Source organism: Acinetobacter sp. LCT-H3, from assembly GCF_001866125.1.
Taxonomy (GTDB): domain Bacteria; phylum Pseudomonadota; class Gammaproteobacteria; order Pseudomonadales; family Moraxellaceae; genus Acinetobacter; species Acinetobacter schindleri.
The window spans coordinates 109931-125667 of the sequence record NZ_MODX01000008.1 but is presented as its reverse complement, the minus strand read 5'-3'; the positions used below and the strand labels follow the sequence as shown (position 1 = coordinate 125667).

The 15737-nt window shown below is 37.2% G+C and carries 14 protein-coding genes; all 14 read left to right on the top strand.

What is annotated here, in order from left to right:
- A partial coding sequence (locus tag BK820_RS15475) for a type IIL restriction-modification enzyme MmeI (protein ID WP_349356340.1) occupies positions 1–874 on the top strand: 874 nt, incomplete at its 5' end.
- A 10-nt stretch (positions 875–884) separates the two neighbouring features.
- Positions 885–2816: a DEAD/DEAH box helicase gene (locus BK820_RS06545; RefSeq protein ID WP_071320471.1), complete on the top strand. Its 1932-nt coding sequence runs from the start codon at positions 885–887 to the stop codon at positions 2814–2816.
- A gap of 3 nt (positions 2817–2819) precedes the next feature.
- On the top strand, positions 2820–3107 hold the full coding sequence (locus BK820_RS06540; RefSeq protein ID WP_020752787.1) for a hypothetical protein: 288 nt from the start codon (positions 2820–2822) through the stop codon (positions 3105–3107).
- Positions 3108–3111: 4 nt separating this feature from the next.
- A complete protein-coding gene (locus tag BK820_RS06535) occupies positions 3112–4026 on the top strand; it encodes a GIY-YIG nuclease family protein (RefSeq protein ID WP_016803698.1) in 915 nt (304 codons plus the stop codon).
- Positions 4027–4413: 387 nt separating this feature from the next.
- Positions 4414–5814: an antiviral reverse transcriptase Drt2 gene (gene drt2 / locus BK820_RS06530; RefSeq protein WP_071320470.1), complete on the top strand. Its 1401-nt coding sequence runs from the start codon at positions 4414–4416 to the stop codon at positions 5812–5814.
- Positions 5815–5929: 115 nt separating this feature from the next.
- Positions 5930–6934 (top strand): Fic family protein, encoded by a 1005-nt coding sequence (locus tag BK820_RS06525; RefSeq protein WP_071320469.1) that lies wholly within the window; start codon positions 5930–5932, stop codon positions 6932–6934.
- A gap of 185 nt (positions 6935–7119) precedes the next feature.
- The gene (locus BK820_RS06520) at positions 7120–7881 is read left to right on the top strand and encodes a PP2C family protein-serine/threonine phosphatase (RefSeq protein ID WP_004842513.1); all 762 of its coding nucleotides are present in this window, start codon (positions 7120–7122) and stop codon (positions 7879–7881) included.
- Between the two features lie 21 nt (positions 7882–7902).
- Entirely contained in the window at positions 7903–8103 is a 201-nt protein-coding gene (locus BK820_RS06515) for a DNA translocase FtsK (protein ID WP_004842512.1), read from the top strand.
- 23 nt (positions 8104–8126) lie between these two features.
- Positions 8127–9770: an McrB family protein gene (locus tag BK820_RS06510; protein ID WP_071320468.1), complete on the top strand. Its 1644-nt coding sequence runs from the start codon at positions 8127–8129 to the stop codon at positions 9768–9770.
- Position 9771: 1 nt separating this feature from the next.
- The gene (locus BK820_RS06505) at positions 9772–11199 is read left to right on the top strand and encodes a 5-methylcytosine restriction system specificity protein McrC (RefSeq protein WP_004890055.1); all 1428 of its coding nucleotides are present in this window, start codon (positions 9772–9774) and stop codon (positions 11197–11199) included.
- 160 nt (positions 11200–11359) lie between these two features.
- Entirely contained in the window at positions 11360–12949 is a 1590-nt protein-coding gene (locus BK820_RS06500) for a peptide chain release factor 3 (RefSeq protein ID WP_071320467.1), read from the top strand.
- Positions 12950–13040: 91 nt separating this feature from the next.
- Positions 13041–13877, top strand: coding sequence for a hypothetical protein (locus tag BK820_RS06495; RefSeq protein WP_071320466.1), 837 nt, complete (start codon positions 13041–13043; stop codon positions 13875–13877).
- Between the two features lie 51 nt (positions 13878–13928).
- A complete protein-coding gene (locus tag BK820_RS06490; RefSeq protein WP_071320465.1) occupies positions 13929–14882 on the top strand; it encodes an RsiV family protein in 954 nt (317 codons plus the stop codon).
- Positions 14879–15700 (top strand): TatD family hydrolase, encoded by an 822-nt coding sequence (locus BK820_RS06485; protein ID WP_071320464.1) that lies wholly within the window; start codon positions 14879–14881, stop codon positions 15698–15700. The genes BK820_RS06490 and BK820_RS06485 overlap by 4 nt, the downstream gene beginning before the upstream one ends.
- Positions 15701–15737: the final 37 nt, after the last annotated feature.

Here is a 15737-nt window from a genome sequence, read left to right as displayed (position 1 = left end):
AAAAGTGTCAACACACCCTAACCTACCAAATATATTCATTGAAAAAAAGAGCAAACCTATTTCAAACATACCTAAAATGTCATTTGGCAGTATGGCGAATGATGGGGGAAATTTATTCTTAACGAATGAAGAAAAAACACTAATTCAAGAACAAATCCCTCAAGCAATGAAATATATTAAAAAAGTTCTTGGTTCCGTTGAGTTTATTCGAGGAATTGATCGCTACTGTATCTGGACGGATCAATTAGGGTATGAGGAACTAAATAAAATTCCATTCTTCAACACTAGATTTGAATCCGTAAAACAACATCGACTCTCTAGTGATCGTGAGGCTACTCAAGAATTAGCTAATACTCCTTATGCATTTGCTGAAAATAGATATAGATACAGTTCAGCAATTATTATGCCTAGAGTTTCCTCGGAAAGACGAGAATATATACCTATCGGTTTTTTAGGTGAAGAAAATATTATTTCAGACTCCGCTTTAGCAATCTATGATGCTGAGCCTTGGTTGTTTTCAATTTTAACTTCTCGAATGCATATGCAATGGGTGAAAATTGTTGGAGGACGATTAAAAACAGATTATCGATATTCTGCTTCTATTGTTTATAACACATTCCCAGTGCCTAAAATTGATGCTCAAATGAAAGAAAAGTTAACTTTAACTGCTATTAATATTTTAGCTATCAGAGAAAATTATAGTCATTTAACATTGGCAGACTTATACGATCCAGATCTAATGCCAAATGACTTGAAAGAAGCTCATCAAGAAAATGATATACAAGTCGAGAAACTGTATAAAGCTAGCCCGTTTAAATCAGATGAAGACCGATTACGTGTCCTATTCTTAAACTATATTAAAATGACAAAATAAGTGAACTACTATGAAAAATATTGTAGAAGTAAATTATCAACAAACTGGGGAAAGTACCTCAATTAATAATATGGGGATGCGAGCTATGCAAGCTCGCGCCTTCGAATATCGTAATAGTCAGTATTTACTCTTAAAAGCCCCACCCGCATCAGGTAAATCTCGTGCATTAATGTTTTTGGGTTTAGACAAGATACACAACCAAGGGTTGAGCAAAGTTATTGTAGCTGTACCTGAACGCTCTATTGGTGGTTCATTTGCCAGTACGAAGCTGAGCGAAAGTGGCTTTTTTGCAGATTGGGACATCAAACCTGAAAATAATTTATGTACTGCTGGTGGCGATAAAAGCAAAGTAAAAGCCTTTAAACGTTTTATGGAAGGTACAGATCAAATTTTAGTATGTACACATGCCACACTAAGATTTGCCTTTGAAGAGCTTGAAGATCATGTATTTGATAATACATTAGTGGCAATTGATGAATTCCATCATGTTTCAGCCGATGCTGACAATATTCTAGGTACTGTTCTTAAATCTTTAATGGACAATACCTCGGCTCATATTGTTGCGATGACAGGTTCATACTTCCGTGGCGATAGCGTTCCTGTACTTACGCCTGAAGATGAAGCGAAGTTTGATAAAGTTTCTTTTAACTATTACGAACAACTCAATGGCTATAGCTATTTAAAGTCATTAGGCATTGGTTATCACTTCTATAAAGGACGTTACTTTGTAAAAGATGATGAAGGCATTATTGCAATTGCAGAAGTACTAGATACCGATAAAAAAACCATCATTCATATTCCAAACGTAAATTCAGGTGAATCAACCAAAGATAAATATGATGAGGTGGATGCGATCCTCGAAATCATTGGTGAATTTGTCGCTAAAGATCCTGATACTGGAATTATCACGGTTAAACGTGCAGATGGTAAGATATTAAAAGTAGCAGACCTCGTTGAAGAAGATGGCCGTGATAAAGTTGTTGAATATCTGCGTAACATTAAAACCGTAGATGATCTTGATCTTATTATTGCCCTAGGTATGGCGAAGGAAGGCTTTGACTGGCAATTCTGTGAACATGCTTTAACGATTGGTTACCGTGGATCTTTGACTGAAATTGTGCAGATTGTGGGACGTTGTACACGAGATAGCTCGAACAAATCACATGCGCAATTTACTAATCTTATTGCTCAACCTGATGCACAGGATACTGAAGTTAAATTTGCAGTAAACAATATGCTGAAAGCAATTACTGCATCTTTATTAATGGAACAAATACTCGCACCAAACTTCAAATTTAAAACCAAACGTGATGATGAGGATATTGTTCCATCAGGTACGCTTACGATCAAAGGTTTTAAAGAACCAAGTACAGCAAAAACAAAGGCTATTATTGAAAATGATCTTGTGGACCTAAAAGCAGCGATTCTTCAAGATGCTAAAGTGATTGCAGGTTCAGCAGGTAAGGTTGAGCCTGAAGTGGTGAATAAAGTCCTTATCCCTAAGATTATCCAAACAAAATATCCTGACTTATCGAGAGCTGAACTTGAAGAAGTGAGTCAATATTTAGTCGTTGACTCAGTGATTAGCACAGCAGAAGTCAAAGAAGTTGGTGATAAAAAATTTATTCGTATGGCGGATAAATTTATCAATATCGAAGACCTGAATATTGATTTAATTCAGTCTGTGAATCCATTCCAAAAAGCTTTTGAAATCCTATCAAAAGAAGTCACAGTTAATGTACTAAAATTGATTAAGGAGGCAATCGAAGCAACTAAAATTACCATGACTCAAGAAGAAGCCATTGAGCTATGGCCTAAGTTAAAAGCCTTCAAAGTTCAGTTTGGTCGTGAGCCTAGTCTAGAATCAAACAACTTAATTGAAAAACGATTAGCTGAATGCCTAATTTATATTCGTGAGCAACGTAGACGAGCTGGAGTGTAATACGTGGAAGATTTTAGCTGGCTTCAAGATATGATTGCTGATGATGACTTAGGTCTTTTAAACGTAAAGAAAAAGACGTCTGGTCTAACGGCTGATGAACAATTGGTCTCAAAATTTAATGAAATTAATAATTTTGTGACACAGCATGGGCGTGTACCTGCTAAGGATATGAAAAACATTTCTGAGTTTATGCTTGCGAGCCGTTTAGAAGCAATTCAAACCAATCCAGAGCAATACATGGCTTTAGCAGATTATGATGAACATAATTTGCTGCCACAACATCAGGATTAAAGATATGTCAGATATTAAATCACTTGAAGATATTTTTAACGATGATGATCTAGGTTTGCTTGATGATGGTAAAGATGGTGACATCTTTAAAATTAAGCATGTACCTATCCAACGTGCAGCAGCAGATGAAGTTGCTAAACGTAAACGTTGTAAGGACTTTGATCAGTTTGAGCATTTATTTAAAGATGTTCACAGAGAGCTTCGAGAAGGGAAACGTAAGCTGTTACCGTTCAACGATAAGGGTTATCAACTGGTTGAAGGTAATTACTATGTTTTAAACGGCTTATTAGTTTATCTAGCAGATATTAATTTTACTTCTGAAGCGAAAACAGTTGATGGTAAGCGTTTCCGTAAAGATGGGCGTACCCGTACTATCTTTGAGAATGGCACCGAATCAACTATGCTTTATCGCTCATTGGCTAAAGCATTGTATAAAGATGGGCGCATTGTTTCAGAAACGAATGAGCAAGAAAACTCTAACTTTTATACTAATTTTAGTGGTATCACTGAAGATGATACATCGACAGGCTATATTTATATTCTGAAATCTAAAAGTACAGATCCACGTATCCAATCATACGATCATCTTTACAAAATTGGTTTCGCCACAACAACTGTTGAAAAACGTATTGCGAATGCAAAAAAAGAGCCTACTTATTTGATGGCTGATGTTGAAGTCATTGCTGAATATCAAGCTTTCAATATTAATCCGCAGAAGTTTGAATATTACTTACATGCTTTCTTCGGTGAATCTTGCCTTGATTTATTGGTCGCAGATAAAGATGGTAAAAATCATCAACCGAAAGAATGGTTTATTGCACCTTTACAAGTAATTCAGCAAGCTGTTGAGTTGCTAGTAAATGGGCAGATTATGAGTTATCAATACAATAAGTTTAAGAAAGAGATTGAGTTGAGATAGCGGTATTCTCAAAAGATAGTAATAAAACTATGTATTGATTTTAATAAATTTTTTGTGTAAATTTACTATGCCTTTGGAGTGGACTATCCAGCTCGCAGAGGGATGCAGTTTGAACTGTCCAGCAGTTTATTGAGAAATATTGTAATAAAGAACTGAACCATCAAGGTTGTAAGTTGTTCCAATAGTATCAGTACACAGTTGTTCATCATACTAGCTCCAATAGTATAGCATATTAAGTTAATGCGTTATCCGAGGATGTTTTTCGGTAAAATTAGTGCTGGATTTGAAGAAGTAAGAACATTTTCAGATCAAAGTTTAAAGACTCCGTAAGGGCGTAACGTGAGACGCGACACAAGCCCTTACGGATCTGCTAAATAGGGATTAGCATTGAATTTTGAAAAATATAAAAATGAAATCTATGATAAAAAACATATTCTAAGAGTTCAGAATAAGAAAATTCCTAAATCAAGAATTCATTTTGATACACCACTTGATGCTCAAGCCGCTTATTCTCTTGTCGCTCAGCCAGATAATGTAGCTAAACATTGGTTTTTACCTTTTATTGGATTTGAACAACGTACACGAAAAATTAAAAGTCATAATGGTTTAAGTCGTAGAGCCGCTAAAAAACGACCTTTAAGATATGCAGCTAACCAAGACGGTTATATTTATGCCTATTATTCACATCTTCTCACTGAAAAATATGAAAATTTCATAAAAGATACTCCTCTACAAAACTCAGTATTAGCCTATCGCGCATTGGGTAAATCAAACATTGAATTTGCTAAAGAGATTTTTGATTGGATCAGTCAAATAAGAGAATGTAATGTACTCACAATTGATCTATCAAGCTTTTTTGATACTTTAGATCATGGAATTCTGAAAGAACAATGGCAGCGTGTTAATGGCGTACCTTGCTTATCTAAAGATCATTATATTGTTTTTAAATCATTAACTAATTACTCATTTTTAGATATAGAAGAAGCTCTGGTTGCTTTAGGATGGCCCGATAAGTCAAAAAGAAAAGAGAAAGGTGAAAAAACTACAAATCCTTTGAGAAAAAAAACTAGCAAGCCTTACCAAGCCCTAGATGATTTTCGAAGCATTCGAAAAAAAAAAGTTACTAATGCTGATGGTGTTGTTAGATATCTAATCCAGAAACCAAAAAAAATAGATGGGAAAAGATATGGAATTCCTCAAGGTTCTCCTATGTCTGCCATACTTTCAAATATTTATATGTTGGACTTTGACAAATATTGTTGTGAGTTAGCGAATAATTTTGGTGGAATATATAGGCGTTATTGTGATGATATTATTTTAGTTTTTCCTCAAAACATAGAAATGAGCGATGTTTATAAAACTATTGAAGAGCTATTGCTTAATCATGGAGGAAAAGAGTTAAAGATAAATCCAAGTAAGGTTGAAAAAATAAAATTTACTTGTATTTCAGGTGAATTGAGAGCCATCAACGTAGGTACTAACATTGATAAGCCCCTACAGTATCTTGGATTTATATACGATGGTCAAAAAATATTGATCAGGTCATCTAGCTTATCGAATTATTATCGACGTTTGATTTCCAAAATTAGAGCATCAAAAAATAAAGCTAAACGAAATGAATCAAAAACTTACCGTAGAAAAATCTATCGAATGTATAGTCATCTAGCTCATAAACAACGAAATTTTATAACTTATACATATAGAGCTTCAGAGATCATGAATGATTTATCTGTAAAAAAACAGTTATCCAACCACTGTAAGCGCATCCATAATGAGTTGGAAAAATGAATAACGAATTATAATGGTAGAATTAAATAGACTTTAAATGATTGAATAATTGTAAAATCAATATTTTACAATAGATCGTATAATTCTAAAATAAATTTGTAGGAATAGCCTCCTTATGAAATACCAACCGCCTTATACCATCACATCTAAAATCATTCATCTAATTGCACAGATTAGTGAGAATATAGGGCGCTTGACTGTTTTAGAAGAAATCCAAGACAGCTTAAAACTACGAAAAGCCAATCGTATCCGTACCATTCAAGGCTCACTGGCGATTGAAGGGAACACTTTAAGTACGGAACAGATCACGGCGATTCTAAATGGTAAGACCGTAATTGCACCTCCAAAAGAAGTTCAGGAAGTGCGTAATGCGATTAAAGCCTATGAAGCCTTTCAGCAGTGGCAACCAAGTCAAGAGTCGGACTTACTACAAGCTCATCAAATTTTAATGACAGGCTTGATTGATGAAGTTGGTCAGTATCGTCATGGTGGTGTCGGTGTAATGTCAGGTGATCGAGTGGTGCATATGGCTCCGCCTGCAAATCAAATTAATCGACTGATGGTTGACTTACTTGATTGGTTAAATGATAGCGAAGTGCATCCTCTTATCCAAAGTTCAGTATTTCACTATGAGTTTGAATTCATTCATCCATTTGCGGATGGCGATGGGCGCATGGGAAGGCTATGGCAAACTTTAATATTAAGCAGATGGAATCCAATCTTTGCTAATATTCCTGTTGAAAGCCTGATTTATCAAAATCAGAAAGCCTATTATGAAGCATTACAAGCAAGTACGGATCGAACAGATTCAGCACCTTTTATAGAATTTATTTTGCAGATGATTTTAGATGCAATTCTTAGTTCAACTGATACCGCTCAAGATAGCGGTCATGTTACCGCTCAAGCTTACGTACAAGTGAGCGATCAAGTTCAGCGTTTAATTTCAGCAATGAAGCTAGAAGACTACACTTTGGCTGAGTTGATGCAATTGGTTGGTTTAAACCATCGGGCAACATTCCAAAAGAATTATTTGAATCCAGCAATAGAAGCAGATTTGATTGAGCGTACTATTCCAGATAAGCCGAAAAGCCCTAAGCAAAGGTATCGTCTTAAATCATGATTTAGCTTGAAAAAATATTTAGTTACATTTTTACTTAAACAGTTAAACATGAATGAGAATTAAAAAGCGTAAAGTAAGTTTTAAATTAAATAATTCATTATTAATCAGTAACTTATACAAAATTTTTCTTGATTGTGTTATCGGGTTTTGGTAAAAAAAGTACTATTAAGTTTGAGATCAATGTGATGAGTACTTTTGAAATGCAAGGTCTGACATGGAAGGCGAGGTCAAAGTATCAACAAGATGCCATTTTGATTGAAAATAAAGTTATTCAACATGATGGACTCATCACTAAACTGTATAGCCATTCTGAAAAAGAACAGTGGTGTGTTGCTGTAGCGGATGGGATTAGCAATAGTCCAGTAGCTGAGCAAGCAGCCTATACAGTTTTAAATGCTTTAATGCAAAATAAAAAGATAGAAACTTGTCAAGCATTTACCATTCAGCAGTATCTTGTTGATCAATTAGCACATCAAAAAAATAGTTTTGGAGCCAGTTCAACACTTGCACTCATTCAAAATAATGGCGAACAAGGTTTTGTGACAATTCAACATATTGGGGATAGTCGAGTATATTTGTTTAGCCAGCATGATCAAAAGTGGCACTGCCTGACGAGAGATCATAATTATCTTGAACAGTTAAGAGAAAATGGCGAGATAAAAGAAGGGGGAAACTATGCCAGTATTTATGGTGCATTATTACAATACTTTTGTGCTGATCCTTTGCATGAAGTGATGGATTTTACAACAACAGAAGAATATTTGACTGAGAATGATGCCTTATTAGTTTGTACCGATGGTGTGCATGATGTGATGGAGTGTACGGAATGGCCTGCTTTAAAAGTAGATATGGAACTTCGAGCATGGTTACTCGACATGAAAGCGTCATTAGATTCGAAACAGGCGTATGACAATGTCAGCATGATCTTAGTACGAGCAAAAATTTAATTCATTGAGAATGGGGGAATTATGCAATCAGACGATCTTTTTGAACGTGCCAAATTATTCATAGAGGAAGTAGGTGTCGTTTCGGTATCGAGTTTACAACGTAAGTTTTTAATTGGACATACTCAAGCAGAACAAGTGCTAAATCAGTTAATTGAAGAGAATATTTGTGAGAGCCACTTTGTTCAAGAGCAAGGCTATATTTTAAAAAAAATTTCGAAGTAAGGTAATTTAGAAAAGGATACGGTATGTCGATCAGATTAAAAAATCTTTATAAGCTTTTGATTGAGAATAGGAAGCATGAAGTTTTGGGATGGAATAAAGCATATAAAAATTTTTATAATCAGGTCGAAAAAAAACGAGAATGCATAAAACAAGGAGAAACATTATCAGAGAGGGATGAAAATTTTCTACAGCAGCTTCTCTATGATAAAAATAATGGTATTGCTTCTCGTGGGCAGTCGACTTTGAGTGAAATCGACTTCCGTAAGGTTATTAAAAATAAAGAATTTTTAACAGCCTTAGAACAATTGATTCTTGAGCCTAATATAAGAAGCTACAAAATATTTCAAGATCATTGGTCTGAATATATAGAAAAAAATAATCCAGTGCTTGTTAATAGGGTAGTTGCTGCATGTACTCTTGATGTTTCTACAACGGTAGACTCAGGTAAATTTAACCAAGTTTTTAGTTGGTTAATGCGTGAAAAAATTATTCCAATTTATCCAGATAGTGAACCTAAAGATTGGTTTTCAAAAAATCAATTTTTGATGGAGATTTTGAAACAGGTATTCAGTGAAGAGATGCAGAATCAAGAGACAGACGAATTTTTTTTAAGCCAGTTTGTTTGGGAGCTCTATGAAAATTTGTCAAACCCATTCAGTTTAAAAAAACAAATTATTAAATACGGTGCTCCTGGAACAGGTAAGACTTTTCAGGCTCGTCAGCAAACTTCACTTTTGTTTGATATTTGGAAAGAGGAGTTTGCTCCTGATACTGATTTTACTCATCAAGGTCAGATTGAGTTAGTGCAATTCCATCCGTCTTTCAGCTATGAGGATTTCATTGAAGGACTACGCCCTATTTTAGATGAGAATGGACAAGCCCAATTAACATTACAGAATGGGATTTTTAAAGAGTTTTGTTTAAAGGCTGGTAAATGGGAAATTGATGTATTTAATTTGCATCTAGATAAAGAATGGGATGAGATAAAAATCCTTGATTTACATCCTTATAAAGATCAACTCAGTAATTCATATTGGGACTATATCTTTAGAGTAGAGGACCAAACTAAATTAGTTTCTAATGCTATCCCTCCATTCTTTTTTATTATTGATGAAATTAACCGTGCGGAATTATCTCGTGTTTTTGGCGAGTTAATGTACTGCTTAGAATATCGTGGTGTTAAGGGCAGTGTTAAAACCCAATATGCTAATTTGAATACGAAGAAAACAGGCATACTGGAATTAGGACAGACCTATCAATTTTTCATTCCTACCAATATATATTTAATTGGCACAATGAATACGATTGATAGAAGTGTGGAAAGTTTTGACTTCGCTCTTCGGCGTAGATTTTCTTGGCAAGAGGTGAAGCCAGATACAAGGTTGTTGAAATTCTACCTTTCAGAGCATTGTGCTAAATGGATTGAATTAGCAAGTAGTCTTGAAGAGCTTAATGAAAATATAAAAGCTCAAGCTTTACTTGGTAATGATTACCAGATTGGGCATGCTTATTTAATGAATTTGAAATACCCTAAAAGTTTAAGCTTAACTGAGGTGAAAGCTTTGATTTGGGAAGATAGTATCAGACCATTGTTGCAAGAATATTTACGTGGTACAGGTGAAGAAGCAGAGTTAATAAGATCTTTTAGTAAATCTTTTGGGGTCTAATGTGTGGCTCTTTAATGTCATTAAAAATGGAACTCTGGTCGACAATCAAATTTATACAGTTCAAGATGGAATACTGTATAACCGACGATTAGATAACCCTGTTAAGCTAAATAAAAGGGCTAGTGGACAATGGACGTATCCTTATAATAACGACCAAGCAGTTTGGCACTTTATTAATAGGTTATCTACTGATGTCAATGATTCCTTAATGGAGCGTGGTGCTGATGCTTTGGTTCTCTTTAACGATAGTGAATATGAGCATAATACTGATGACGCTTTATTAAGAGTTAGTGGTATTAATGCAGCTAACTTTACTCTTACCACAGGAAATCTTATTGGCTTTATTAAGCAGGGAGATTATTCATTAAAGATTAGTTCGCGATTTGGGGATAATTTCTTAAGATTTATTATAGCTGACGCTGACGGATTTCTTGAACTGGAGAATTTCGGAGGTCAAAATATAGGGGAGGGTTATGAATGGCTCCTTGCATATCTTTGGAACATTAAATTTAAGCGGGCGTATCGATTAGGGCTTCCAAAAACATATATAACAAAAAATGAGAAGTTAGGGCGAGTGCGTGGGAAGATTGATGTTGTTGATTATTTTAACAATAAGATGTTAGGAAAACATTTATGTAGTTATAGAGAGCATAGCTATGAAAACCCTTCAGCTTCACTTTTCCTTGCTGCTTATGAAATTATAGAACATTACTCATTTTGTCAGCATACGAGGAATATCTATAATACATTTCTTATTGCTAATAAAGGGATAAAAAGGACGAGACAGGAGATTTTGCGAACGCAATATTTCACAAATCCATTTTATAATGATTACAACGTTCTTATAGATTTATCTAAGAAAATCATAAGTCAAAAAAGTTCGGATTTTAGTTCAGATGAAGCATCGAGCTCATTTCTATTTGATGTATCTATGCTTTTTGAATATTTTATTCGTAAGTTAATAAAAAGAGCAGGAATAATTGTGCGTAGTAAATATGCGCAAATTCATAAAATATCAGCAGGTATCAATACTGGATATATGAGGAAATTAGAGCCAGATCTTGTTCTGGAAAGTGCTGAAGGTCTTTATATATTTGATGTTAAATATAAAACTTTCGACAGTAGATTTGGCGTAGGTCGAGAGGATCTATTTCAGCTCCATACTTACATAGGTCAATACGCTAATGAGGCGAAAATCAAAGGATGTGGCTTTATATATCCAATATCAGAGAAAAGATGGGCATCACTTCATTTAGACAGTACTAATGGAGTAATTTCTACTAATATAAAACAACATGGCGTGGATATTCCTTTTCATGTTGTATTCTTTAAAATTACTGAATGTGATTTAGAATTTAATCTGTCGATGAGGAATGAGTGTTTAGATTTTTGTACACGCTTAAAAGAAAAAATTATACAAATGGTTTAACTTACTTTCAGTAATAGGATCTAGATTCTTCAATAGACAAGACTTGAATATAGCGAGTTTAAATCTGCTACAATTGCGCCAATTTTGAATTCCCACTTTTCAGTTTTAGTACATATTTAGAAATGTGTACATAACTGTGTACATATTGTAGATTTTTCTCATGTTTAAAGATCAATTAGCGAGAGAGGTAAAGGCTCGTAGAACCTTTGCTATTATTTCCCACCCCGATGCCGGTAAAACGACCATGACAGAAAAACTGCTGTTATGGGGGCAGGCAATCCAGGTTGCCGGTATGGTAAAAAGCCGTAAGTCTGACCGTGCGGCGACTTCGGACTGGATGGAAATGGAAAAGGAACGTGGTATTTCGATCACGACCTCGGTCATGCAGTTCCCGTTTAAAGACAAGATGATCAACCTGCTCGATACCCCGGGGCATGAAGACTTCTCGGAAGATACCTACCGTACTCTGACTGCTGTGGACTCGGCGCTGATGGTGATTGATGGTGCAAAAGGTGTCGAGGACCGTACCATTAAATTGATGGAAGTGTGTCGTATGCGCGATACACCAATTATCTCTTTCGTCAACAAAATGGACCGTGAAATCCGTGAGCCGCTTGAGCTTCTAGACGAGATCGAAAACGTCCTGAAAATTAAATGTGTGCCAATCACCTGGCCGCTGGGTACTGGTCGTGACTTCGCTGGCGTATACAACCTGATTGAAGAAAAATTCTATGTCTATAAGGCGGGTTTCGGTTCAGTGATTACTGACATCGAAGTACGTGATGGTTATGACCATGCAGATCTGCGTGAAAAAGTAGGTGAGCTGGCATGGGCAGCATTTGAAGAATCTCTTGAACTGGTTCAAATGGCCAATGAGCCATTAGACCGTGAAGAATTCCTGGCAGGTCGCCAAACACCAGTGTTGTTCGGTACGGCATTGGGTAACTTTGGTGTAGACCATGTCCTGAATGCATTTAGTGAATATGCACCGGAGCCGAAAGCACATCCAACACAAAACCGTAAAGTTGAAGCAACTGAAGAAGGTTTTAGTGGTTTCGTCTTCAAGATCCAGGCTAATATGGATCCGAAGCACCGTGACCGTATTGCCTTCATGCGGATCTGTTCAGGTAAGTATGAAAAAGGCCTGAAAATGAAGCATGTGCGTCTGGGTAAAGATGTACGTATTAGTGATGCATTGACCTTCTTGGCGGGTGACCGTCAGCATCTGGAAGAAGCATGGCCAGGCGATATTATTGGCCTGCATAACCACGGTACTATTCAGATTGGTGATACTTTTACTTCAGGGGAAGATCTGCAGTTCACAGGTATTCCACACTTTGCGCCGGAAATGTTCCGTCGTGTACGTCTGAAAGATCCATTGAAATCTAAGCAGTTACAAAAAGGTCTGAAAGAGCTTTCTGAAGAAGGCGCAACCCAGGTCTTCATGCCGCAACATAATAATGACCTGATCGTTGGGGCAGTGGGTGTGCTACAGTTCGAAGTTGTCGCATATCGTCTGAAAGAAGAATACAAAGTAGACTGCGTGTACGAGCCAGTGAGTATTAATACTGTGCGTTGGGTTTCTTGTGATGATGAAAAGAAATTTAATGAATTCAAGAAAAAAGCCCATGACCAGTTGTCTGTTGATGGTGGCGGCCATCTGACTTATCTGGCACCAAGCCGTGTCAATCTGCAACTGATGCAGGAACGTTACCCTGACATCGTGTTCCGTAATACCCGTGAACACTAAGTAATAAAATGATTTAAAAATAAAACAGCTTCTCAGGAAGCTGTTTTATTTTGTGCTACATTCACTTATCTTTTCAAATTTGCTTGGGAATATGAAACTTAGCAATGCAGTCATGCTGAGTTCAGCAATCAGTTTAGGATTATTGCTGGGCGCCTGCGATCAAAAAAAATCAGAACCAGAAACAAAAACTCAGGATACGGTAGTCGAAATTAAGCAAGTAGAAAAGGCAGATGTATTGCCTTATCTGAATATTCAGGAACAGCCGGCCAAGATTGCACTCCCATTTTGTGAAACCAAAAACTGTATCGAACTGGATATTCAGACATTGGATACGGTAGATCCATGGCTGAACCAGTGGATGGAACGTAAACAGGCACTGGTGATTCAGGATCAGATTAGGGATAAAGATCAGCTGCAGGATATGAACTTACAACAGGCCGTCAATGCCTATGTAAAAAAGTCAGATGCCTGGCAGGAACAGATTAAAATCAATAAAGCCTATCAACTATCCATGTATACCCGCATCCCTTATCAGCATAATCAGTATGTGTTAATGCAGATTGGGGTGGATACAGAACAGGAAAATGTTACGGTGAAGGAACGCTATTATTTTTATGTGGCAGACCGCCGCAGTCAAAAAAATCTGACGGCCTTAGATATTATTGATCCACGAAGACGGGTCACGATGGACAAGATCGTGCAAGATGCTTATGCAAAATGGCTAAAAGAAAATAGTAAAGAAGTCCGACAAACTGCTCCGAAAAAACTGTATTGGGGGCAAGCTGACTGGTTCTTTGATCAGGAGGGGATTGGGCTGCATTATCGTGGTGGGGAAATTGTCAAGGATGCTAAACAACTTGATATTTATCTTAGTCAAGAACAAACACAACAGGTCTTGAAAGCTGAAGTGTATCAGCATATGTTTTAGGATTGATGCCCGAAAACGGGTAGAATGTGATGTAACACAAAAGGGTATTGAATGCCAAAATATAACAAGATATTCGGCCTGTCTGTACTGGCGACAGCGATTCTGTTGACTGCCTGTCAGCCTCGAGAAAAGGAAGCCAAAGAGGTTAATCCACCGGAAGTCACTCAGGCAGAGCCTGAAATCGTCCAGCTCAAGGGTGAAACCGAAAAGCTTAACCTGGATCTCCCGGAATGTGATGGTAAAAGCTGTCCTGAAATCACCATTGAACGTCTGAACAGTAATCAGCGTTTTATTGATGAATTTATTGATCAACAGATTTTAGCCCGACTAAAGGGTATGCTTGATATTGATGCGATTACGTCAGCGAAAGTACAAGCTGCCAGTGAGCCAACACCTGCTCAATTCGCAGCTTCAGAGGCAGCTGTAACTCAACCCCAGCTCAGTGCACGTCAGCAGCTGGAAAAGCAGACTATTCCTTATATGCAGACTTTCCTGAATCTGGACAAGGAGCTGAAAGCACTCAGTGCCAATCACAGTATTAGCCTGATGATCAAGCCGAAGATCCTGAATCCTGGAAATCCGCTGGCCACAGTAGTATTAAATAGCACACATTATCTGGGTGGGGCACATGGTTCTACTGCACAGAACTATTATAACTTTGACCTCGACAGTAAAAAGTTGGTCAAACTGGATGATATTGTCCTGCCAAAACAAAAGGCGCAGCTGGAAGCCAAAGCGCATGAAGCCTTTAAAACCTGGGTAATTGATTCAGAGCTGGCAACTGATGTTGCAGAATACGAGCAGGCCTGGAAATTCAAGTTAACGGATAATTTCTTCCTGACCAAACAAGGTCTGGCACTGCAATATGCAGAATATGAAATTGGACCTTATGTGGTCGGCTTGCCGCGTTTAAATATTCCTTATAGTGATTTACAGGGAATCTTAAAACCAGAGTATCTGCCAAAAACTGAACAGGCTGCTTCAGAAGCTCAAGTTGCAAAATGAGCCTAAAACTGTTTGATACGCATACCCACTTCGATGTTCCTGATTTTGAGCATGATCGGGAACAGTTAGCTTATGCCGCTAAAAAGGCAGGAGTGGAAGGGCTAATCCTGATCGGCTTTTTACAGCAGCGTTTTCAGGACCTGATTCAAACCCAGCATTTTTTAAATGATCTTGCCGATGCGCCAAGGAGCTATCTAGCCCCCGGCTTACATCCTTTTTATATCGAGCAACATCAGCAGGATCATTTGCAGGATTTAGAGCAGATCCTGCAAACTGAAGACTGTATCGCCATTGGTGAAATTGGTCTGGATACGTTTCTGAAACAGCATAAGCAAGCAGAAATTTTCCAGAAGCAGAAAGACTTTTTTGCTGCTCAGATTGAACTGGCACAGCAGTATGACAAACCGATTTTACTGCATATTCGTAAATCCCATGCGGAAGTACTCAAAATACTGAAAGAGCATCAATTTCAACAGGGCGGTATTGCGCATGCCTTTGGTGGTGGGATTGAAGAAGCCAAGGCTTTTGGCAAACTGGGTTTCAAGATTGGGGTGACAGGACAAATTACCAATTCCAATGCCCGAAAACTGCATCAGGTGGTACAGCAGATGGGCCCAGAACATCTGGTCCTTGAAACCGATTGTCCAGACATGACGCCCTTATGTTGTCAGCATTCTACTGAACAGCGTACCCGCAATACGCCTGCAAATCTGCCCTATGTGCTGCAAGGACTGGCTAAAAGTTTGCATATGGATCAAGAGGGACTGGCAGAACAGCTCTGGAAAAATACCCATCAGGCTTTGCATCTGGATATCTAATATAAAATCCTTGCATCAGTTGAAAACTGTATTTCAA